15 protein-coding genes are annotated in these 24,371 nt (G+C 46.8%); 9 read left to right on the forward strand and 6 right to left on the reverse strand.

Features of this window, described 5'->3' with window-relative positions; genetic code table 11:
* Window positions 1-77: 77 nt before the first annotated feature.
* The 9 genes from ACWXW9_RS01905 to katA all read left to right on the forward strand — a co-directional run bounded on the left by ACWXW9_RS01905 (window position 78) and on the right by katA (window position 17,544).
* Window positions 78-3,506 (forward strand): amino acid adenylation domain-containing protein, encoded by a 3,429-nt coding sequence (locus tag ACWXW9_RS01905; RefSeq protein WP_494928022.1) that lies wholly within the window; start codon window positions 78-80, stop codon window positions 3,504-3,506.
* Window positions 3,507-12,041 carry an amino acid adenylation domain-containing protein gene (locus ACWXW9_RS01910; protein ID WP_494928023.1) on the forward strand — a complete coding sequence of 2,845 codons (8,535 nt, stop codon included), beginning with the start codon at window positions 3,507-3,509 and terminating at the stop codon, window positions 12,039-12,041.
* Window positions 12,038-12,919, forward strand: a complete 882-nt coding sequence (locus ACWXW9_RS01915; protein ID WP_494928024.1) for a hypothetical protein — start codon at window positions 12,038-12,040, stop codon at window positions 12,917-12,919. Before ACWXW9_RS01910 ends, ACWXW9_RS01915 begins: the two co-directional genes overlap by 4 nt.
* 235 nt (window positions 12,920-13,154) lie before the next feature.
* Window positions 13,155-14,060 (forward strand): NUDIX hydrolase, encoded by a 906-nt coding sequence (locus ACWXW9_RS01920; RefSeq protein WP_494928025.1) that lies wholly within the window; start codon window positions 13,155-13,157, stop codon window positions 14,058-14,060.
* 29 nt (window positions 14,061-14,089) lie between these two features.
* Window positions 14,090-14,572: a riboflavin biosynthesis intermediates N-glycosidase gene (gene ybiA, locus ACWXW9_RS01925; RefSeq protein ID WP_494928026.1), complete on the forward strand. Its 483-nt coding sequence runs from the start codon at window positions 14,090-14,092 to the stop codon at window positions 14,570-14,572.
* A 5-nt stretch (window positions 14,573-14,577) separates the two neighbouring features.
* Window positions 14,578-14,847, forward strand: a complete 270-nt coding sequence (locus tag ACWXW9_RS01930; RefSeq protein ID WP_494928027.1) for a hypothetical protein — start codon at window positions 14,578-14,580, stop codon at window positions 14,845-14,847.
* A complete protein-coding gene (locus tag ACWXW9_RS01935) occupies window positions 14,783-15,223 on the forward strand; it encodes a TIGR02452 family protein (protein WP_494928028.1) in 441 nt (146 codons plus the stop codon). The genes ACWXW9_RS01930 and ACWXW9_RS01935 overlap by 65 nt, the downstream gene beginning before the upstream one ends.
* Before the next feature lie 62 nt (window positions 15,224-15,285).
* The gene (gene cysC, locus ACWXW9_RS01940; RefSeq protein ID WP_494928029.1) at window positions 15,286-15,888 is read left to right on the forward strand and encodes an adenylyl-sulfate kinase; all 603 of its coding nucleotides are present in this window, start codon (window positions 15,286-15,288) and stop codon (window positions 15,886-15,888) included.
* Between the two features lie 198 nt (window positions 15,889-16,086).
* Window positions 16,087-17,544, forward strand: coding sequence for a catalase KatA (gene katA, locus ACWXW9_RS01945; RefSeq protein ID WP_494928158.1), 1,458 nt, complete (start codon window positions 16,087-16,089; stop codon window positions 17,542-17,544).
* A 503-nt stretch (window positions 17,545-18,047) separates the two neighbouring features.
* Here katA and ACWXW9_RS01950 read toward each other — a convergent pair.
* Genes ACWXW9_RS01950 through nikA form a run of 6 tightly spaced genes read right to left on the reverse strand, consistent with a single transcriptional unit; the run spans window position 18,048 to window position 24,339 of the window.
* Window positions 18,048-19,358 carry an MATE family efflux transporter gene (locus tag ACWXW9_RS01950; RefSeq protein ID WP_494928030.1) on the reverse strand — a complete coding sequence of 437 codons (1,311 nt, stop codon included), beginning with the start codon at window positions 19,356-19,358 and terminating at the stop codon, window positions 18,048-18,050.
* Window positions 19,325-20,167, reverse strand: a complete 843-nt coding sequence (locus ACWXW9_RS01955) for an ABC transporter ATP-binding protein (protein ID WP_494928031.1) — start codon at window positions 20,165-20,167, stop codon at window positions 19,325-19,327. Before ACWXW9_RS01955 ends, ACWXW9_RS01950 begins: the two co-directional genes overlap by 34 nt.
* A complete protein-coding gene (locus tag ACWXW9_RS01960) occupies window positions 20,160-20,993 on the reverse strand; it encodes an ABC transporter ATP-binding protein (protein WP_494928032.1) in 834 nt (277 codons plus the stop codon). The genes ACWXW9_RS01955 and ACWXW9_RS01960 overlap by 8 nt, the downstream gene beginning before the upstream one ends.
* 7 nt (window positions 20,994-21,000) lie before the next feature.
* On the reverse strand, window positions 21,001-21,855 hold the full coding sequence (nikC, locus tag ACWXW9_RS01965) for a nickel transporter permease (RefSeq protein WP_494928033.1): 855 nt from the start codon (window positions 21,853-21,855) through the stop codon (window positions 21,001-21,003).
* On the reverse strand, window positions 21,852-22,796 hold the full coding sequence (gene nikB / locus ACWXW9_RS01970; protein WP_494928034.1) for a nickel ABC transporter permease: 945 nt from the start codon (window positions 22,794-22,796) through the stop codon (window positions 21,852-21,854). The genes nikC and nikB overlap by 4 nt, the downstream gene beginning before the upstream one ends.
* Window position 22,797: 1 nt before the next feature.
* Window positions 22,798-24,339: a nickel ABC transporter substrate-binding protein gene (nikA, locus tag ACWXW9_RS01975; protein WP_494928035.1), complete on the reverse strand. Its 1,542-nt coding sequence runs from the start codon at window positions 24,337-24,339 to the stop codon at window positions 22,798-22,800.
* Window positions 24,340-24,371: the final 32 nt, after the last annotated feature.

Genomic DNA, 24,371 nt, shown 5'->3' on the forward strand with positions numbered 1-24,371 from the left:
GTAGTTTTGAAAAAGATGCTTGTAGAGCAAACCTTAAATCGTATGAATGTTAATGGGAGAAGGAGATGAGGCGGAGCATGTTACACGGTACGTTAGCGGATTACCCGCGGGATACAACGATTCATCAGTTGTTTGAGTGGGAGGCCGAGCGCACACCTGAGCAAGTGGCCGTTGTATTGGGAGACAAGCACTTGACGTATGCTGATCTGAACAAACAGTCTAATCAGCTTGCCCGGGTTCTGCGGAACAAAGGCGTAAATAAAGGCGACCCCGTCGGGATAATGGCCGAATGCTCATTGGAAATGATCCTTGGTATTTTCGGGATTTTAAAAGCCGGGGGAGCCTATGTACCGATTGACCCGGAATACCCCAAGGAACGTATATGCTATATGCTGAAAGATTCTGGCGCAAAGCTCCTGCTAACCCGGCTACCAATTGAGCAACAAGTGGAGCTCAACGTTCCTGTACTGGATTTGTCGGACAAGCGAAATAACAGGGAAGAAACAGGGAATCTCACCTCCATTCATGGCTCAGATGCACTAGCCTGCATTATGTATACGTCAGGCTCTACGGGCGAACCGAAGGGAAACCTGACGATGCACTACAATATTACACGTGTTGTCAAAGAGACAAATTACATCCGATTCGCGGCAAAGGATCGGATATTGCAATTGGCCAGTTTATCGTTCGATGGTTCTACATTTGGCATTTACGGGGCACTGCTCAACGGAGCCACCCTCGTTTTGACCCCACAAGCCCACATCATGAATGCACGTGAGCTATCGAGTGTACTGCGGACACAACAGATTACAAAATGCTTCATCACAACAGCACTTTTTAATGCATTGGTGGATATTGATCCGGATTGCTTTGCCACACTTGAAACCTTGCTATTCGGTGGTGAAAAGGTGTCGGTCAGCCATGTGCGCAAAGCATTTGCCCGTCTGGGCTCTGGCCGTTTAATTCATGTCTACGGACCGACCGAGAGTACGGTATTTGCAACGTTTTACCGGATTGATCATTTGGATGAAGCAGCAAATACCGTACCGATCGGTAAACCCATCAGCAATACGTCGGTTTACATCATGGATCATGACCAGCATCCTTTGCCACAAGGAGTTGCAGGAGAACTGTACATCGCTGGCGATGGATTAGTGAAAGGTTATTTGAACCGTCCAGAGCTGACAGAGGAAAGGTTTATTCCGTTTCCAGGGGTGCCGGGGGGCAGGTTGTACCGAACCGGAGATTGGGCAAAAGAGCAGGCGGACGGAAACATTGAATATATCGGCCGGATCGACGAGCAAGTGAAAATACGGGGCTACCGAATTGAGCCAGGGGAAATTGAGGCACAGCTATTAAAAATAAAGGATATACAAGCAGCGGTTGTTATCGTGCGTGAAGATGGGAACGGACAGAAGCAACTAGGAGCGTACTTTAGGGCCAGCCAAAGGCTGACGGCAGATGAAATTAAAAACACGCTTTCTGCAAAGCTGCCGAATTACATGATCCCCTCTTTTTTTATGCAATTAGAGCAGATGCCACTGACACGGAATGGAAAGCTGGATCGCAAGGTACTGTTGTCCTTTGAAGACAATGGACATACCATGGCAGCAAACATTTCTCCTGAGGCAGGGCTGGAAGCCAAGCTGATGGAAATCTGGCAGGATGTATTAGGTATTCAGCAGTTCAGCGTTGTAGACAGCTTCTTCGACCTTGGTGGACATTCTATTCATGCGCTTACGCTAATGTCAAGGATGGAGGGGGCTGGATATCATACCACTTTGACAGATATTTACCACTATAAGACGATCCGTGCGCTCGCTGCTTATCTAGAATCGGCTCAAGATAGTAAAAGAACCTTGAAGCAGCAGGGCACTATAGAAACCAAGCAAGAGTTGATTTCCTGGCTGCACCAAGAAACAGATGGCGTGTACGATCTGGTGAAGTACCAAGTGCGGGATTTTCTTCACGAAGTGAGAGATATTCGGGTGCTTTACTTGAACTCCGTGGACGACGTTAATCCTGTCATGCGGATCATGAACGGGAAAGTCGTTAAAGAACTGCAGCCGCATTATATTGTACCACTGCATCAAAAAGTAAAAATGGATAATCAATACCAGGTCATCGATGAAGAGGAGTTTGTCCAGCGTCTGGGCTTGAAAACCATGGACACGGATCAGGTGGCGAAGTTGCGCGAGCAACTGGAAGACGATTATTTAAAAAGTGATCAGTGGGTTAAAACGGGGCAAGTGGCACAAGAATATCCGTTAAGTGGAATTCAACAAATGCAAATTTCATTTCATACACCGCCGAGTATTGGCCTATTTAGGCTGGACGAGTATGTGAATTATGATTTTTTGAATCAGGCTTATGCTCAATTTGTACAAAGTCAAGGATTACTGAGAAGCATTCCTGTACAAAGAGATGAATGGACGTATTGGAGGGAATACGTCCTTCCCGGCGCCGATTTGCCAACACTCACCATCCTCGACGTAACGGACTGCAATCCATATGGCCCCTTTATGGAAATGATTAATGACTACATGACGAATACCCGATACACGGGAGAGCGTACTCTGTTTCAGATGTTTGTGCTAAAACGAAATCTGCGTGAGCATGTTGTTATTACGATTTATCATCATGCGATATGCGATCGGGTGACTTCGGAAGTAGCTGAACGACAGGTAATGGCTTGCTATAGGAGTCTGCTTCAAAACGGATCCCTTCCTACGGATGAAGTAAAGCCCTATAAGGATTATGTAGAACAAATCCAAAGCGGGCCCAGCGGAATCACTGAACAGGCATTGATATCCGAATTTCATCTGGAAGCGTTCCAGCAAAGCAAGCAGGACCTGCTACAAACTCCGAAGCTAAGAACGAGCACAGAAGCCTATCTGTTTAGCGTGAGCATCCCGGCTAAAAACCCATCCTTGGAGTTTGCGCTCTCTGTCTTTACAAGGGGCTTGCAAATTTATTTAGGTATGGACCAGTTGCCATTGTTATTTTTATATGATGGAAGAAGGTACGATGAGGCGACGTATTATAACACGGTCGGTGAGTTTATTGATTTTGTGCCTATGCTGATGGATATGAAGCAGAACCCGGATGAAATGCTGCTGTCTGTCAGAAGCAGGCTAGATTTATTAAAACGCCACACAATTAATTTTATGAACCTGCTTACAGGACCTGCCTACAAAAACAGGTGGGAACGTGCCAGAACACTTGTACAGTTTGGGAAGCAGTATGAGCAGCTAGATGTATTCATGTTTAACTATTTGGCCAATAGCGCAAAGGAAGGGTTGAAGTGTAGCCAATTTTACGATGATACGGTCATAAAGCAACCGAATCCGCTGCCGATCTATTCGCTGTTCAACTGCATCGCTTCCTCCTACACAGACGGTCTTATTTTTTCAATGCGGTGCAGTTACGAGATTGGGGTTGAGGAAGTCAGGGCTGCTTTTTATCAGGCTGCCAGTATAGCATCTCAGAAAGGGGAGGTTCAATAAGTGATCCAACCTTACTTGCCTTTATTTTCCCATCGAAGAGGGGATGCCAGACAGACTGAAGACAAAGATCAAGTCCTTTACCATATTCGTTTGGAAACAAGACAGGTCAAAACGATCATGGAGTTTGTACAGCAGCATCAGTTGGGTATGCCTTCTTTTATCGCAGCCATATGGTCTGTGCTTTTATCCCATTATGCCAATCAATATACAGTACCTGTTTTATATTCCATGTTATCAGACAGAGAGGGGACACAACGTCGTCAGGACTATCCGCTTTTTATCCATATTCAGAAGGAAGATCATCTTCTCTCCTTGATACAAAGAATAAAGGCAAATTGGGATAAGCGAGATAGCAGCAGTGAGTGGAGTGAGGATCTTTCGCAGTACATGAAAGTGGATTCCCCACCAGAAATAGATGGAGATTTTTTCAATGTGGGCATCGTAGAAACTTGTGGTGATCTCTCGCATTCAAGTTCGAGCACAAAAGCACTAGCTCCTCTATATGGTATAAATCCGCCAGAGATTGCGCTCTGCTACCGTTATGGTTCGGAAAGATTAGAATGCGCAATACACTATGATAGCAGGTATTTCGGTAAAAAGCAGATCGCTAATCTCGCAGGCCACTTTCAGATACTACTGGCCAATGCACTCCATCTTCCGGAGAAAGCGGTACTCCTTCACCCCATACTGACAACGAAAGAATACGAGCAGATGCAACAATGGAATGATACGGAACAAGCATATCCTTTGGATAAAACTGTGGTTCAACTGATTGAGGAGCAGGCTGCCAGAACTCCTGATGCAATCGCATTGGAGTTTGAAGGGCAGAAGCTGACCTACTCGGAGTTAAATCAGCGGGCTAATCAAATCGGCCGCGTGATTCTAGAGTCGTTTTCCGCAGGAGAGGAGAACGCTTTACAACCCGGCACGCTGATTGCCATCTTTATGGATAGAAGCGCAGATGTAATCCCGACAATACTAGGAGTTATGAAGGCAGGGGCCGCTTATCTTCCGATCGATCCCCAATATCCTGGAGAACGGGTTCGATTTATTTTAGAAGATGCGCAGGCCAAAATGATTATCACGCACAGCCAACTGGTAAATAAGCTAAATCCATCTATGAATCAAATGAGTATGAAAGCGCATTCGCTTATTTGTGTAGATGAATGCCTGGTGCAGCAGAACGATCATCCCGACGAGAATTTGAATATTCAGGTTAAACAGAACGACCTGGCCTATGTCATCTACACATCCGGCTCCACTGGAAATCCGAAGGGGACGCTTATTGAGCACGCCGGACTGGTTACGTTAATCCCTTACCTTGTTGAAAAGTTTTGTATTACCCCTGACTCCAGAGTTATGCAATTCGCTTCCATCAGTTTCGACGCTTCGGTCTACGAATGGATCGGAACGTTGACAGTAGGCGGGACACTTGTTGTGTTGTCGAATGAGGAGCTGCCTCCTTATGCGGATATTTCAGATGTACTCGAAGAGAAAAATATCCACATTGCCATGCTGACGCCGTCTGTGCTGCGAACCATGAAACCAAGAGAACTACCTGGACTGCATACAATCGTATCCGCGGGAGAACCCTGTACGCCTGATATTGTGAATTATTGGGGAAGAGGACGACTTTTTGTGAACGCTTATGGACCCACCGAAGTGACGATTTTATGTTCCACCTCGGTATGCAAACCAGAGGCAGAAATCACGATTGGCAAACCCGCCTATAACAAACGATTGTTTGTATTCAATCCATTTGATAATTCTGTGCCGGTCGGTGTTCCCGGTGAATTATGGGTGGGCGGCATAGGGCTTGCCAGAGGATACCTGAATCGTGAGGAGCTGACCCAGGAGCGTTTTGTTCACAAAGAGATGAGCATCGGAAATGAGTATTCACAGCGCGAGCGGTTATATCGAACCGGGGACATCGTGAAATGGACGCCAGATGGTGAACTGGTATTTATCGGCCGTAGTGATGAACAGATTAAAATCAGAGGCTACCGTATCGAACTGGGTGAAATAGAGCATCAGCTTCGCCTGCACCCTGACATCCGTCAATGTGTCGTTCGAGCCTGGAAGGACGAGTCCTTCCATAAACTGGTGGCTTACTATACTGCCTTAAAAAGGCTGACTGAGGCTGAATTGGCCCAGTATGCAAGCTCTATTTTACCTGCTTATATGGTTCCTGCTTATTTTTGTCAGTTGGATTCAATCCCCGTAAATACAAACGGGAAAGTTGATCGTCAAGCTCTTCCTGATCCGACCACATTATTTGTCCCTGCTGAGAATGCTGCGGAAGCAGGGGAGGGCAGTTTCGAAAAGCGACTGCTTTGCATTTGGCGACAAATTTTAAAAAGAGGAGATATCGGTGTAAACGATCATTTTTACGCGGCCGGGGGAGATTCAATCCTTGCCATTCAGGTCGTCTCTATGGCCAGAGATCACGGTATGATGCTGACTCCAAGACAAGTTGCAGAGCATCCAACTATCAAGGAATTAGCTGCTGTGGTTACTTGGACAGAACGTGAGAAGAAGGAAGATAGTATGGTTGATTTGACAGGCGAATTTGGTCTGACGCCGATCCAGCACTGGTTTTTCGAGCAGCAGTTCAAAGAACCGCATTATTTCAATCAATCCCAGCTGTTTCTACTCCGTGGTTGTGATCCCGTAAAGCTGGAAACGGCCATCAAACAATTGATCAGACTTCATCCAGAGCTCTCGATGCAGTTCGTAGCTGGCAAGCATGGATATTCGCAGCGCTACCGAAAGGATACCACCATTCAACTTGCCAGTCACACCATTCAGCAAATTGCTGATCCCGAATCTGAAATTTCAAGCATATGTGATGCATGGAACAGACAACTGAATTACGCGACAGGCCAAATGATTTATGCAGGGGTAATCCAGGGTCACCCTGACGGTCAAGTCCGCTTTTTTATGACGATTCATCATTTGGTTATTGATGGCGTGTCCTGGAGAATATTGGTACAGGAATTGGATCAATTGTATCAAGGTACCGAGTTGTCACCTGTTTCAAATCCGTACAAAAAGTGGCAGTCCGTAATGATGAATTATGCCAAAAATGAAGATACTTTAAGTCATATAGATTACTGGAAAAAAGTACAGCTCCAAAATGCAGCATTTGTGCTGCCGGTAGACCATTGCGTGGACCATAAAATGAGCAGTGAATCTTCGGAATTGGTTACAATGCTTACTCCCAACGATACGCAGCTACTTTTGTACCATTGCTCCCAGGCATATCATACCGAGATCAATGATCTGCTGCTTACGGCCTGGTCGCTGGCGCTCTCCGCTTGGTCTGGGCAGAAGACGATCGCGTTTCGGTTAGAGGGTCATGGACGTGAGCATTTTGTAGCCGATATGGATCTGACAAGAACCGTCGGCTGGTTTACCTCAATGTTTCCGGTATGCATTCGGATGACGGACAATTGCAGCTTGGGGGAGACGATTAAATCTGTCAAAGAGCAGTTACGTTCTATTCCTCACCGTGGCATGTCATACGGTGCTGTGAGATACTGCCATCCGAACGAAGAAGTCCGTTCCGAGCTAACAGCTTCCGAGCCACAGGCTCTATTCAATTATTTGGGTCAATTCGATCAGACAAATACGAGCGGGCTAGAGCAGTGGATAGGTTTTACACGTGAAGCAGCACAGGACCATAGCTCACCGCTTAATCATGGAACAAGCCTGTTGGAACTTAACTGTTCCATCGTTCATGGACAACTGCATTTGTTCATGAAATATAGCAAACGTCACTATGAAGAAACGACCACTACTCAGTTGATAAATACTTTCATATCACGTTTGCTTTCTATCATCGAGCATTGCAGCCAGGCTAATTACGAAGAGTTTACACCAAGTGATTTTCCATCGGTGTCACTGGAGCAGCATTCGCTGGATCAGATCGTAAAGACCTATTCTAAGCAGTATGGTCTGAATAAAATGATGCATTTAAGTCCTTTGCAGGAAGGTCTGCTATTCCATTATTTAGATCATCCATCTTCCGATCAATACTTCGTACAGGTTAGCTGGAAATATCACGGCAGGCTGGAGGTAAACCGTTACCAGGAAGCATGGAGCCACGTCATTGCTGAAAATGATTGCTTACGGACATGTTACGTTTGGGAAGAATTGGACAAGCCCATACAATGTGTCCTTCGAAATGTAGAATTGGATTGGACTTTTTTGGATTTTAGAACAGAGTCTCCAGATCAGCAACAGAAGTATATCAAACAATGGGCAACGTCGGATCGTAATCGGCGTTTCGATCTGCATCAGCCTGCGTACCGCATAACACTGATTCAGACTACCCCAGAGGAATGGACAATGATCTGGAGTTACCACCATATTTTGCTGGACGGTTGGAGCCTGCCGCTGCTGCTGAATCGGGTTCATGAAATCTATGATTGCAGCTTAAAAGGCATGGTGCCGCAGCATAGCCTGTCTCGCTCTTTTGAGACTTACATTCGTTGGCTGAACAATAAAGATCGAACAGAAGCTGAGTCATTCTGGAAAGATTATTTGTCCGACCTAACGGAGCCAACCCTCCTGCCGATGGGGAAGAGAGGCATGCTTACTGATGTGCATCAACCGATTGAGAAGCAACAGATTGAGACCATTCATATCGATTCAAGCATGACCAAGCGCATCGCGGCATTTGTACAACAAGCGCAAATTTCACTAAACACCTTGGTACAGTTCGCTTGGGGGAAAGTGCTGCAAGTCTATCATGATGCAGATGTAACCGTATTCGGCATGATCGTGTCCGGTAGAGGATCCGATCTTTCAAAAGCAGACCACATTACGGGCCTGTTGATCAATACGCTTCCTCTGGTTATGCATTGGAACGTGGAACAGAGCATTACCGAATATGTTAAGGAGCTTCACCAAACGATTCAAAAGCTGAACGATTACTGCTATGTGAGCCTGAACGAACTGAAGGGCTGGAGTGCCATCCAAGGACATACATTTTTTCACAGCATCGTGGCCTTCGAGAATTATATGAACGACTACCGTCAGCCTGAACATGGGTTGGAGTTGTCAGCTATGAAGGAACGAGAGAAAACCAATTACCCGATGACTATCACCATTGCCAATGACGGGGAACAGATCACTATCAAGTTGATTTACGATGCAGATCGCTTGAAGCAAGCAACGGTTAGTCGCCTAGCTGAGCATCTGCTAAATACATTGCAATATGCAGTGGAATATCCAGATCGCGCGGTTGGAGACGTTTGTTTAATAGACAAGGATGAATATGATCGAGTCGTCTACGATTGGAACAATACGTATACAGAGTACCCTAGGGAGAGTTCCATTGTTGACTTGTTCCATGAACAAGCGAAGCTACGCCCTTCACAGCCCGCTATAATTGAGCATAATCAGGTAATGTCTTACCACGCCCTCAACCAAATGTCCCAGTACATGGCCAATAAGCTAACGGATGATACCGACAGTCATGGGAAGTTTATCGGGGTTTACTTGCCGCGCTCTCTCGAATTCATTGTCTCCATCCTGGCGATCATGAAAACAGGATGTGCCTATGTTCCCATAGATCCCGATTTTCCGGCAGAAAGAACGCGCGAATTGATCAAGGATGCCAGACTGGACACCATTATCACCTCACAGAAAGGGGCAGAAAGTATCTCGGAAGCCTGTAAGGGAATCCGTTTAAAACTGATTTATACGGAGCATATTGACCAGTCTGGAGTTGTACCACAAGAAGAGAAGGAGAACATGAATGCTCCCAGCGACCTTGCTTACCTGATGTATACATCAGGCTCGACGGGAAAACCCAAAGGCGTGATGGTAGAACATCGCAATGTCGTCCGCTTGGTCAAAAACACCAGCTACTTCCCGTTTTCCTCTGACATCAGGTTGCTCTATACGGGTTCGCCTGTTTTTGACGCTTCTACGTTTGAAATTTGGGGAACATTGCTGAATGGAGGCCATCTGTATGTAGTTTCAAAAGATGATCTTCTAAATATCCATATGCTGGAGCATCGAATGAAGGAGTGGAAAATTAATACACTATGGCTAAGCTCCGCATTGTGCAATCAATGGATTGAAGAAAATGAAAAGATGTTTGCTGGGCTCAAATGGCTGGCTGTAGGTGGTGAAGCTTTATCGGTTAAACATATAAACCGTATCCGGCTTGCCTATCCAGAGCTTTCGATTCTCAATGTATATGGTCCAACGGAGAACACCACGTTTTCGACGAGCTATCGGATCGAAGAGCCTTTTGAGCAGGATATACCCATTGGCAGGCCCATTAGTAATTCAACTTGTTATATTCTGGACAAACGGGGCTGTGTCCAGCCTGTCGGAGCAGTCGGGGAATTATATGTGGGAGGAGACGGGGTTGCAAGGGGATATTGGCTGCAAAACCAGCTGACACAGCAAGCGTTTACTCCAAATCCATATACTTCTGCCAAAGATCGTGAAAGAGGAGTAAATCCAGTTCTCTACCACACAGGAGATCGGGCGAGATGGTTGCCAGACGGTAATATCGAATATATTGGACGGGTTGACGATCAGGTGAAGCTTCGCGGCTATCGAATCGAACCCGGAGAAGTCGAGTTCCGTCTTGGCGGCTACCCTGTCGTAAAAGATTGTCTGGTCGTTGCCCGCGAGATTCACGGGGATATGCGGCTGATCGCTTACTATACAGCGGAAAAGGAAGAGCGGGAGGAACAGCTTCATACTTTTATGGCTGACGGTCTTCCATCTTATATGCTACCCTCTCGTTACGTTTGGCTGAAGACGTTCCCATTAACGGTCAACGGGAAAATCGATCGTAAAAAGCTTCCTTTGCCAGAAATCCATAGGGGCGATAAAAAATCAAATTCTGGACCAAAAACCGAATTGGAACAAATAATAGAAGAGATTTGGGGCAGGGTTCTGAAGCTTGATCACATCCGCAAGGATGAAGACTTTCACGCGTTGGGAGGACATTCGCTTTCTGCGCTGCGTATAGCCAGCCTACTGCAAAAAAATGGTTATTCGGTTACAGTCAACCAGATATTTCGCGAGCAGACCATTGAACGCTTGGCCCTTTCATTGAGCAGGGGAGTGGCGGATACAGCCACTGTTATTAGTCCGAATATGGATATCCCAACTATTCAGTCTACAACAAAAGTATACCCGGATGATGGATTTCCGCTGTCTGCCGTACAAAAACGTTTTTTTCAAAGAGATCTGGCAAATCGCAACATGTTTAATGTGCCTTACCTGGCTCTGCTCAAGAAATATATTCCCAGAGAATTACTGAACGCTTCGCTGGAGGTACTATTGAACAAACATGCGGCCCTACGGCTGTCATTTGCTCAACTGGATCATGATGATTGGTATCAGTATGAGCAGAAAATGAGTGTGGAACAGGTTGTTTCCTACGTGCAGCTGCAAGCGATCCCAGGGTCACATGATACCTACATTTCGGATTACTGCGCGAAGGTTCAGCATGAATTTGACATCGAGGAGGGTCCTTTATGGAAGGTCGTGCTGTTTGATCACTATTGCGAAGAGAGACGGCAGGTGATATTGCTCCTGTTCCATCATTTAATTTTTGACGGCATATCCATAAACATTTTTTTAGAGGATTTGAAGCATCTTCTCTTGCCGGGAATGGGGAGTGATTTGACGTTACATGGGAAGGAGGAAAGCAGTTATCAGGATTGGTGCATGGCGTTGACACAATATGCGGCGAAAGACGTTTCTTCTAAAGCATCAATTTACTGGAGAAAGGTTGTAGAAGGTGGTGAGTCTTTACAGGTCGACAGGGATTCGGAGATCCAGCCTCTCCACCGTCACATGACAACAATAACGCAAGATTTGCTTGAAGGAGAGGAACAAATTCGCCTTTTAAAAGCGTTGGCTGTCAAGCAGCATACTACACCGCTTAGCATGATACTAACAGCATTGTCACAGGCTTGCTACCAATTGAAAAAGCAAGCCGATTTGCTGCTGCATGTGATGTCTTATCAACGCGAGTCATTTTTGCCGGGGGTTGTGATTGATCGTACGATCGGTTTTTTTGCCGGAGCTTATCCCATTCGAATCCAGATTCCCGAAGAGGAGCCTTCAAATAATTGGGAAATCATTCTAGAACATGTCAAACACACGTTGCAGCATATTCCATCTGAAGGACTGGATTACTTTATTTTACGATATATGATACAGGATATTTATCCCAATATGGAGTCACTAAAAGACGAAACACACATGCTTTTCCATTACCAATCAGAGGAAATAAATGGGCTAGCCGACGATTTTTATGAGCCTTTGGCTGTTCCTGTCGGGAATACCAATGCGGCCGACAATCCCTCCGCCTACTGGTTAAATATGACGGCAAGCTTAAAACACGATAGATTAAGTTTAACCTGCTATTACAGTTCACTGCACTATGAAGACCAGACCATCGCCGAGCTTGTACGTTTAATTTCCGGGCATCTTTGTCGCAGTATCAATGTTCATCCGTACACTACGATAGTAGAGGGGAGCTTCCGGTTATGAAAATATACGAATTTTGTCCTTTTTTTAATGAAAATCGGATTGCAGATATTAAAATAAGAGAAAATGACCGCTGGATTGACGAGCTGCATGTGGTCGAAGCTAACAAGACTTTCAGTTATTTAGATAAGCCACGCAACTTCAATTCAAATTATCTTGGCCCGAAGGTGATTCATCATCCATTTCATGCTGATGATCTGTTTCGTGAACCCGTGAAGCATCAATTGTATTTTGATGTGGCCACCTGTGGTGCGGATAACTTTGACCGTTGGTATTGGCGTCTGCTCAGCTACAACAGCGCATTTCATAATGAGGCTTGTCAAAGAAACAGGAGTACCTCTATCTTGCGGGATAGGGTCGAGGATGATGATGTGATCATTCTGGCTGACTTCGATGAGATCATTGATAGTCGGATGGCGGATCGGATTGTTTCGGAAGTGAAGAAACACCAGATTATTACAATTAAAATGCACTATTCCGTATTCTTTCTGAACCTTTTTTGCCAATCTAATCACGGTGCTCCTCATTGGAGCTATCGCGTGTTCGCGATGACGGGTCGTTACTTCAAAAGTATGCCTTTCTCATCGGACTATCTCAGGAAGAAGGGGATTGCCGAAGTGTTGTATCATGACATCTATTGCTTGGAAGAACCAGCCGGATTCCATCATTCATGGCTTGAATATCAGAAAACCGCGCTTCCCAAGTTGCAGGCATTTGCCGCCAATGTAGAGGATAAAAGTATATTGAATGCAGATTATATTGATCAATGCTTAAACGATAAAAAACTGTACTATATCGACACTGAACTTTATGTTGACAACTCAAAATCGTTTTTGAGCAGTCTTCAAGAAGTTGAAACGAATGATCTTTGGTATGAATAAAGAAGGCTTTACTTAGCTTGTCGAGAAACCCAGTCTATACAAGACCAGGGTTTCTCTTTTGGTTTTTTTGAGACATAGGATTGCTGTTGACGAAGCTGGAATTATATATTATTGTATTGATATTAACATCTTGTTTTTATCATTGAGTTAAAATAAAAGAATGTTACATAAGCTGTTTTCGCTGCTTGATTTAGAAAGCGACTATTACCCATATATGAACAGGTAGGTGACGCAAGTGACAGATATATCGAAGCACAATCATAACGGCTTGTCGGAGGAACAATTTTTGGCCGCATATGATGCCAATCAGTACGAGCGTCCATCGGTAACGGTAGATATGCTGCTTTTTACCGTGATGGATCAGCTTCAGCACAATTACCGCAAGCTACCTGAGAAGACACTCCAGTTGCTTCTGATCCAGAGGGGGGAGCATCCGTTTCTGGGACAATGGGCGTTGCCAGGCGGCTTTGTAGGGATGGATGAAAGCCTGGAAGAGGCTGCACGACGTGAGCTTAAGACAGAAACGAATGTAGACCGGATTTATATGGAGCAGCTATATACGTGGGGAGATGTAACACGTGATCCACGTACGCGGGTCATCAGTTGCGCCTACATGGCATTGGTAGACCACGATTCACTGGAGGTACAAGCCGGAGATGATGCTGCGGATGCCCAATGGTTTGAGTTGGACTACAGTGTGGCTCAGGAGACGCGGACGAACCAGTCGGACGGTTACAGATGGGAACAAGACATTAACATTACATTGAAGCATGGGGATATTCACCTGTCAGCCAAAGTAAAAGTGACTGAAATTCTCAAGGGGAAAACCATTGAGGTCAAGCGAGAAGTGCTGAAATCCCAAGGAATTGCTTTTGACCATGCCAAAATTATTGTGTATGGAATTGAGCGTTTGCGCAGCAAAATAGAATATACAGATATCGCTTTCCACCTGATGCCAGCCCTGTTTACATTGAGCGAGCTTCAACAGGTATATGAAATTATTCTGGGTAAGGAGCTGTTGGCCGCAGCCTTCCGTCGCAAAATAGCCGAACTTGTGGAAGAGACGAATGAATATAGAAAGGCGGCCGGACATCGTCCGTCCAAGTTATACCGATTCAAGCCCCGGTCGCGTTTTATGTAGCATGAAGTAATATGAAATGAGGAATTAACGTGGAAAAGTTTACATTTTTTTATCGCAATCAGTCGCCATTTTCGCAATGGTATCCCTCTGTGTTTACCGTAAATGAATTGGAATTCAACTGCGCAGAGCAATATATGATGTTTAAAAAAGCACATCTTTTTGGGGATGAAGAGGCAGCCAGTAAAATTATGCAAACCCCTACCTCGCGGGAGCAAAAAGCCCGTGGCCGTAGTGTGCGCGGATTTGATCAATCCTTGTGGGAGGCGAATTGCCGACAATTTGTGTATGACGGCAACTACGCCAAATTTACGCAAAATCCGAATTTGCTTAAGCACCTGCTCAAAACGAAAGGAACTACACTGGTTGAGGCCAGTCCGACGGACACGATTTGGGGTGTAGGATTGGCTGAAAATGATGCCCGCATACGGAACCGCAAATCATGGCGAGGCACCAATTGGCTTGGAGAAATATTGACGAAACTACGTGAGGATGTCTTGCAAAAGGAGGAATAGCCATCATGAAACATACCATGAACCCCCGGAGCAACCGGGATATTCGATCACATATGGCGCAGGAAACGCTATCTGTTTTGGAGAATGGATATTATACGAATACCAAACAGGCACAAGTGAATATTGCACAAGAGGTAAGCAATGCCATCACAGGAGGAAAGCTAGGCTCGTTCGTCAGCATTGTATCCCTGTATTTCACAAATGGAAGAAATGTACCAGCACAACCGGAAGCTGCGGAGCTGTTTTTATTCGGATTATATGATTTATTCGCCTGATGTTCCGGTGTTCCGGGATGATCAGGGAATGCTGCTGGAGAAGCCGTATCAAGTCGCTTTCCTGACCGCACCTGCTGTTAATGCTGGAGTCGTGCGAGAACGGGAGCCAGAGCAGGTAAATCGGATTAGCGAAGTGATGCTGGAGCGAATCCGTTACATACTCAGTTTGGCTGCGCAAAACGGGGTAGAGCATCTTTTGCTGGGAGCCTATGGCTGTGGGGTATTCCGCAATAAGCCGGAAGAGGTTGCCGTCTGGTTCAAGCAAGTGCTTGTAGATGAAGGATATGGATTGTTGTTTGACCGGATTGTTTTTGCGGTACTGGATCACACAGCAGGGCAGCGTACCTTGAGCGCCTTTAAACACGGTCTTTCCTAAAGCTGGGGGACGTGTTTCAAAAACCATATACAGTGATAAGTTATGAAAAAGGAGAGTGCTGAATGAATCCAAATCCAAACATCACCTGGCATGCGTCAGACGTTGACAAGCAAGCGCGCCAGCTTCTGAATGGGCATAAAAGCCCGGTACTTTGGTTTACGGGGCTGTCTGGCTCGGGAAAATCAACGGTATCCTCCACACTGGAAAAAGCACTATTTGCACGAGGCATACACACGTTTATTTTGGATGGGGATAATGTTCGGCATGGTTTAAATCGCAATCTGGGTTTCCTGCCCGCTGACCGCAAAGAAAACATCCGTCGTATTGCTGAAGTAGCGAAGCTGATGTCACATGCGGGGGTGTTGACGATTTGCGCTACGATCTCTCCTTATCGTGAGGATCGTGAAATGGTAAAGGATATTTTGCAGCAGGAAGGCTGTTATGAAATCTATATCCAGTGCAGTCTGGAGGAATGCGAGCGACGTGATCCCAAAGGCATGTACAAGAAGGCAAGAGTCGGAGAAATACGCCATTTTACCGGTATTGATGCGCCTTATGAAGCACCTTTGGAGCCTGAACTCATCGTATCCACTGAAGGCCGGGAGATTACCCAGTCGGTTCAGGATATACTGGATTTTCTCGATAGGGAATCATTGTTGCTCTAATCTTCGTCAAACCTTTTTCAAATCTTCCTGAAATCTTCATTATCTAAAATGGAATTCATGTTTAAATAGAATAGACCTCTCGATCTTGAAGCCGTCTGAAATTTCCCCCTAGTTTTTTCAGATGTTCGGCGCTAGAGGCGGGAGGTTTTTTGTTTACAGCACATAGCCAACCAATTCATTCAAGAGGTGATTTCAATGATGAATAAACAACCAGCCAACCTGACTACCAGCTGGGGCGCTCCTGTCGGTGATAATCAAAATTCTATAACGGCTGGATCACGCGGACCTATATTGATTCAGGATGTGCATCTGCTGGAAAAGCTTGCACATTTTAACCGGGAACGTGTGCCGGAGCGTGTGGTTCATGCCAAGGGCGCAGGAGCGCACGGCTATTTTGAAGTCACTAAGGATTTATCTGCCTATACAAAAGCAAGCTTTTTATCTGAGGTGGGAAAGCGAACACCGATGTTTATCCGTTTTTCTACGGTTGCAGGTGAGCAAGGCTCGTCTGATACGGTACGCGACCCGCGTGGTTTTGCGGTGAAGTTTTATACCGAGGAAGGCAACTACGATCTTGTAGGTAACAACACACCCGTATTTTTCATCCGGGATGCTATCAAATTTCCGGACTTTATTCATACGCAAAAACGTCACCCCCAAACTCATCTGAAAAACCCTAATGCCGTTTGGGATTTCTGGTCCTTATCTCCTGAGTCGCTGCATCAAGTAAGTATTCTGATGTCCGATCGCGGCATTCCTGCTACACTTAGACATATGCATGGATTCGGTAGCCACACGTTCAAGTGGATCAATGCCGAAGGGCAGGCGGTATGGGTGAAATATCATTTTAAAACAGAGCAAGGCGTACAAAATCTTGATGTAGAACTGGCTGCCAAAATTGCCGGTGAAAACCCGGATTATCATACCGAAGATCTGTTTAATGCCATTGACAAGGGTGATTTTCCTGCATGGAGGCTTCATGTGCAAATTATGCCTGTGGAGGATGCGGACACATACCGCTTTGATCCATTTGATGTGACGAAAGTATGGTCGCAAAAGGATTACCCGCTGATCGAACTGGGACGCATGGTATTAAATCGCAATCCTGAGAACTATTTTGCAGAAGTAGAACAGGCAACGTTCTCTCCAGGCTCGTTCGTTCCCGGTATTGAAGCGTCTCCGGATAAAATGCTGCAAGGACGCCTGTTTGCCTACGGAGACGCACATCGCTACCGTGTAGGCGCAAATCACAATTCACTTCCGATCAACCGACCACATGCAGAAGTACACAACTATCAACGTGATGGTGCATTGCGCAGTGACGACAATGGAGGTGGATCGGTCTATTATGAGCCCAATAGCCTCGGTGGGCCGAAAGAGTCTCCAGCGCACAACATCGCTCCTTTTGAAGTGAGTGGAGAAGCACAAAGTGTGGGTTATGATCATCATGATCACTATACTCAACCGGGCGATCTGTACCGCTTGCTCAGCGAAGAAGAACGGGCGCGACTGGTACAAAACATCGTGGGTGCGATGAAGCCTGTGGAAAGTGATGAAATCAAGCTGCGTCAGATCGGACATTTCTACAAGGCTGATCCTGAGTACGGACGCCGTGTAGCCGAAGGTTTGGGCTTGACCGTTCCTCAAGGGGAATAAGGTATTTGCATACGTTAGTTTCATGGCTTCTCCATAAAATTAAAGGATGTCCCAACGCCGTCATATAGATGGTTGATGGGACATCCTTTGCTTTTGAGTATGATGTAAAGCGGGTGTTTGTGGTGGACGCTCCGCGAACAGAACGTTGCTCCAATCGCTGTTGTCTCCAGATGTATTCAATTACACTCAGCGGTGTAAATCTGGAGACAAAGGCGACCGCTGCCGCTTTTCCGCAATCGTTCCACCCTCTCCGCTGCTTTTAGTGTGGCCAGTTTATAAGCCGAAGGACAAGAATTCAAAAATCAGAAAAGTCGCAAGCCTTCATGAGGTTTTGCGACTTATTTAGGTGTGTTTTGTGTTTGAAAATATAATTGATGCAAACAGCATAAAGCCAGCGGAGAGGACGGAATCGTTCTGTAGAAGCGTCAGCGATCGTAAGAATGATCCGTTCTCGTAGCGGTCATAGATCCATGCATGTACACATCCGCCAGCACTATAAGCTGCTATATCCTCTGCAACCGAGGCAAATAGATCACAAGAAACAGCGACCGCCCTACAGCAAATACGATGAACGACAGCCAAAGCCCATGATTCCCATAGTGGGGAACGCACCAGAACAGCGCGATCAGAAAGAAGACCAATGAAATGAGCATGGAATTACGGATCGGGTACGTCACCGTCATGCCTGTAAATACACCATAGAATACCAGTCCCAGTCCGGCGGCCAACGGAAAGGCGACTAGCCAAGCGTTATATGGATCCGTAAGGCTGATCACCGTAGCATTATCGGTAAACAGACGGATAAGCGGCTCCTTCAGTGCAAAATACAGCCCACCCGTCAGCACGCTAGTTACAATCGTCCAGAACCAGGATAAATGAATAACTCTTTGCAGCATTTTTGGATCCCTTGCACCTCGGGCTTGACCCGTCATGATACTGCTGGCGTTGGCAAAACCGTCAAAAAAGTAAGCCATAAGGTAGTGGATTTGCAGCAAAATAGCGTTCGCTGCCAGTTGATCAGTTCCAAAACTCGCACTGCGCGATGTAAACAGATTAAACATTGTCAGCAGACAAGCCGTGCGAATCATAAGGTCAAGGTTCGTTGCCATGACGTTTTTCAGCTCCGAAGCTCCAAACCACCCCCGCCAATCCCGCTGTCCGCTGCGCTTCCATTCCTTCCAGACCGACGAACGAAGCACCAGCACAAAACCCAGCACACATGCGAAGACCTCAGCAATCAGAGTAGCACCAGCCACACCTGCTACATCCCATTGCATGATTTGTGTGAACAAAATAGCCAGCACCATATTGATGACATTCATGGAAATTTGCAAAAGCAGTGTCGCCTTTACGCGAGACAATCCCATTAGCCAGCCGAGCAGTACATAGTTCACCAGCGTGAGGGGCGCTCCCCAAATACGAATGTTAAAATAAATTGATGCCTGCGCCGCCACATCCGCAGCAGGATGAATAAGCTGGAGAGAAGCGAGCAGAATCGGCTTATGCAGCAGTATGAACAAGGCCCCGATCACCAAAGCAATCCCCATTGGACGCATGAGGGCGGCTATACCCTGGTCGTTATTTTTAGCCCCGGCAGCCTGTGCGGTAAAAGCCGATGTGCTGACGCGCAGAAAGCCAAACAGCCAATATAAAGTATTGAAAATAAGAGTACCCACTGCCACACCGCCCAAATAGGCAGAATGGCTCAAATGACCGATTACCGCAGTATCTACCGCACCGAGTAGCGGGGTCGTAATCGTTGAGATAATTAAAGGAATGGCTAAAGTAAGATAGGCTCGGTGGGAAGGCAACATGTTGAAAAAACCTCCAGTAGCGATTGTGTATAGGAATGGCGATCTGAGTGAAATAATGCTTCCTTGGAAAAATGCTCAAGGACACTGCCATCTTTCAGAACCATGATCCGGTCACTCATAAAGTGCACGGCTGCCAGGTCATGGGAAATAAATAGATATGCCAATCCCAGCTCATCCTGCAAATCCTTTAGCAGGTTTAAAACAGTGGCCTGTGTGGTCACATCCAGACTGGCCGTCGGCTCATCCAGCACGATAAAATCTGGTTCGGTGCTGATAGCACGCGCAATGGTTACGCGTTGCTTTTCCCCGCCGCTGAGCTGATGGGGATACTTATCCAGATAGCTGGAGGGAAGCTTCACCATACCGAGCAAGTGCTCGGCCATGTCTCTACGTCCCGAAGGCATACCCGTCATATAGGAGGGAACATAGCCTTTGAGCTGATCCAGCGGTTCCATCAACGATTGCAGGATGGTCAGTCTGGAGTTCAAAGCCGCAGCGGGATGCTGAAACACGGCGCCAAGTCTGCTACGAATACGCTTTAATTCGCTTCGCTTTAATCCCCGGACTGCACGCCCATCTAGCACCAGCTCGCCTTGATCCAACGGGTCCAGTGTCAACATACAGCGAGCGAGCGTGCTTTTCCCGCTGCCGCTTTCCCCGACGACACCCAGACATTCTCCGGCGGAAATCGACAGGGAGATATCTTGCAGCACAGCTTTGCCCCCGGCGTAAGCCTTCGTCAAACCGGAAACAGTGACAACAGGCTTGGAGATGTCAAGTCGCTGAGGAGGTACCGCTTCATTATCCATGTGATCCGCTCCTATCTGGTGTGTCCTGTTCTTCGGTGCTGTAGGGCAAACGTGCGGGAGCGCCTGGAGACAATGGCGGAATGGCCGCCAGCAGCCGGCGTGTATACGGATGCGAAGAATGATCCAGCACGGCTTGCGTCTCTCCAGTCTCCACCAGTGAACCTGTACGCATCACCGCAATTCGGTCCGCATACTTGCGGACATGCCGTAGATCGTGAGTGATCCACAATACGGAAATCCCTGTTTCCATCCGTATCCGGTTGATGAGTTGGAGCACCCGGTGGGCTGTCAGTGTATCGAGCGCGGTTGTTGGCTCGTCGGCAATGAGCAGCTTTGGTTCCAGCAGCAGTGCAGCAGCAATAGCGGCTCGTTGTAACTGTCCGCCGCTGAGCTGGAACGGATAACTGCGATACACACGCTCTGCAGGAAGCTGTACACACTCCAGCACCTCCATACAGCGTTGTTTGCGAGCTTTACGATCCTGTCTGCCATGGGCACGTATCAGCTCGTCCAACTGGCTTCCAATACAAAGGAAGGGGGTGAATGCCCCGTGATAGTCTTGAAAAATATAAGAGATTTCATTGCCTAGCAAGGAACGCATTTGCTTGGCCGATAGGGCAAGTAAATTATTCTCCTTCCACGCAATAATCCCTTTGGCTGTAACGGAAGAGGGAAGAAGACCGCCGATGGCAGACGCGGTCATGCTTTTTCCGCTACCACTTTCCCCGGCGAGAGCAAACCATTCCCCCGGACGAACGGCAAGCTCCAGCCGGTTTACGATCGTTTTTGTTTTGGTCTGAATCGTTAGGTCTTTAATAGACAGCATAACCGATTCACACCTCCGTCCGGGTTTTGACATCATATTGGTCACGAAGCTTGTCTCCCAGAACATTCGCCAGGAGTACCGTGAGTGAGACAGCAACCCCGGGAACTAGCATCAGGTGGGGAGCTATTTGAAAATATGCTCGCCCTTCATTCAGCATTGCGCCCCATTCGGGAATCGGTGGCTGTGGACCCAAGCCCAAAAAGGACAGAGAGGCAATCATCAAAATGATTTTGCCAATATCCAGCGTAGCCAGTACCAGTACATTCCCGATCGCGTGGGGCAGAATATGTCGCATGACAATTCGCAGGGAGGATGTACCCGCCAGTATGGATAATGAAATGTAATCCTTTTGCTTCTCAGCCAGAACGATACTGCGCACGAGCCGTGCATAACTAACCCATTTTACTGCGGTCACGGCGAAAATAAGATTCAATAAGCCCGGCCCGAGCAGGCCGCTCAGTACAATGGCAAAGATATAATCAGGTAATGTCATAAAAGCATCAACCACCCGCTTGAACACGCGATCAATCCAGCCTCCAACAAACCCGGACAGTAGTCCGAGTGGAACCCCAACAACCAGTGAAACGGTCAATATTAATAAACTGGTTCCGACAGTCGTCCGAAGTCCTGACATTACCCTTGACAGCATATCTCTGCCTAAATGGTCAGTTCCCAGCCAATGCATAGCACTGATCGGTTGGAGTCGATTCCCCATCTGGACACGGTACGGATCTTGCGGGGCAAGAAGGGGAAGCACTACAATTGCTGCAAAAATGAACAGGATGGAGAGCGTTACGCTCCACGGTTTGGACAGTCGCATCTTGATGAGCTGCCTGCTTTCGGCCTGTATGGATTTTATCATGATAATCGTTTCTCCTTCAAAGCAATTTCAGGATTAACCCAACGGTAGGACAGTTCTACCAAAATATTGATGCATACGATAAACACAGCCATAAATAGCGTATAGCCCTGAATAATCGGGTAATCCCTCGCAGCAATAGCATCGACAATCCATTTGCCCAGCCCCGGATAGGCAAACAGTACCTCAATCACCACAGTACCTCCCAGTAGGCTGCCTATGCTCTCACTGAACACCGTAATGAGTGGCACAAGACTGTGACGGAACATATGCCTGAAAAAGATGCGCACCGGACCGATTCCACGTGCTTGTGCTGCCTTAATAAAGTCCTGTCCCGAGCTTTCGATCAGACTAGCACGAATCATCCGTACATAGACAGCAGACATTGCCAGCCCCAAGGTAAGGGAAGGGAGCACCAGATGAAAAACGGTTCCCTCTCCCATGGACGGTAAAATTCGCAGTTTAACCGCAAACCACTCCATAAACAAGAGACCCATCCAGAAGCTGGGGATCGAGGAGCCGATTAAGGAAAATACGCGACTGACGCTGTCAATCCAGCGATTTCGATACAACGCTGACAGGGTTCCCAATGGAAGAGCAATCAGCAGCATGATGAACAGGGAGGCTCCAGTAAGGAGGAGTGTATAAGGCAGCTTTTCCATGAACTCTGTGAATACCGGACGATGGGTTAAATAAGACTGTCCAAAATCAAACTGAAGTAATTGAATCAGCCACTTGCCATATTGCACTGGTAACGGTTGATCCAGTCCCAGTTGACTGCGCATATCCGCAATTTGCTGATTGGACACCGCGACATCATCTACCCGGAGAATGCTCCGGACGGGATCGCCCGGAACAAGCATGAGCAGGCAGAAGCTGACAAAGGAGAGAATAAGAAAGAACAATACAAGTTCGAAAAGCTTTTTGCCAATGGATTTGAGCATCTTAGTTCACATCCAGATCCTGAGTCAGCAGATAGTGTTCACTTTGACTTGTCACCCAGTTATGTACGTAATTTCGATAGGCCACTACGTTATTCGGATGAACAAGGAAGGATTGCAGGTTTTCTTGATCAATTAGTATAACGGCTTCCAGCGCTAGCTTGTTACGTTGTTCCTCGTTCACTGTCATGTTCAGCTTCGTGATCAGAGCTTCCATTTCCGGTAAATGCACACGTCCATAATTCAACGCTCCCTCAGGCATGTAAGTCGCATTCAGGAAGTAACTTGCATCGCCACGCGGGGCTGTAATACTGCTATAAGTCGCCAAATCCCAATCCTGATTAGCCGCAAGGTATTCGTCGATATTATCAACCTGGCGGATATCAATCGTAATGCCCAACTCCTTGGCGTTAGCCTGAATCAGCTGTGAAATGAGTGGGAGCTCTGCTCTCGACTGGTAAGTCAGTAATATAAGATGAAGCGGCTTGCCTTCGGGCGTTGTAACTTTACCATCCTGCACTTTGTATCCAGCCTGCTTGAAGCCTTCTCGCGCAGCAGTCAAATCAAACTTTTTCGTAGTATACTTTGGTGAAAAAGGAAAGTCAGACAAGAATGGACCTTGAGCAGGGGTTCCTTGACCGGACATAATACCGCTGGCAATCTCATCCCGATTAATCAGGCTATCGAATGCTTTACGCACCGTCGTTTTTTTCAGATCGTTGTTATTCATATTGTAAATGAGCTGATGCGTCCGCAGGCTGGGAAGAGAGTCAACCTTAACGGTGGGATCGGCTTTCAGCAAATCAAGACTTTCAATCGGCGGGCGGTACACAATATCGGCATCCTTGGCTTGAAAGGCAAGCTGGCGTGCATTGGCGTCTTCGTTAAACATGAATTTGGCATGCTTCAGCTTCACTTCGCCATTCCAGTATTGCTCATTACGATCCAGATTCAGTTCACTTCCGGCGCGGAAGCTGGCGGCCTTGAACGGGCCTGTCCCTGATGGAAGATCACCTGTAAAGGTGGTATCTATCACCGCCGTATTCGGATGAATCAGCTCAGATACAAATTCCGGAAAAGGCTTGTCTGTCGTGATGTTTAAAATCTGACCATCTGCTTGAATATCACGGATATGCAGCGCATTTTTAACCGATGGATTGAGTTTTTGTGCTCTTTCCAGAGAGTCTTTGACAGCAGCGGCATCGACAGCTTTACCGCTATGGAAGATCACGCCTGAACGAATGTTGAAGGTCCAGTGTTGTCCGTCCTTACTGTCCCATTTCTCTGCAAGCCAAGCTTCCAGCTTGAGATCCTTGTTCACCTTGACAAGCGTTTCACTCACTCCGGCACGAACGGCTGTGTAATTCACATCCGTATGAGGATCTACAGAAGGGCTTTGCACATTGAACAATAGGGTAACACTTTTATCTTGTGGTACATTTGCAGCAGATGAAGAGGGTGAAGCTGATGGTGCTGAAGAGCACGCCGCCATCATCCCTGCCAGTACCGACAGTATGAAGAGTTTAAAATACTGATTCTTAAACAACAGATATTCCTCCTTGATCGTAATCGTAATTT

Source organism: Paenibacillus sp. LT-B23, from assembly GCF_059417685.1.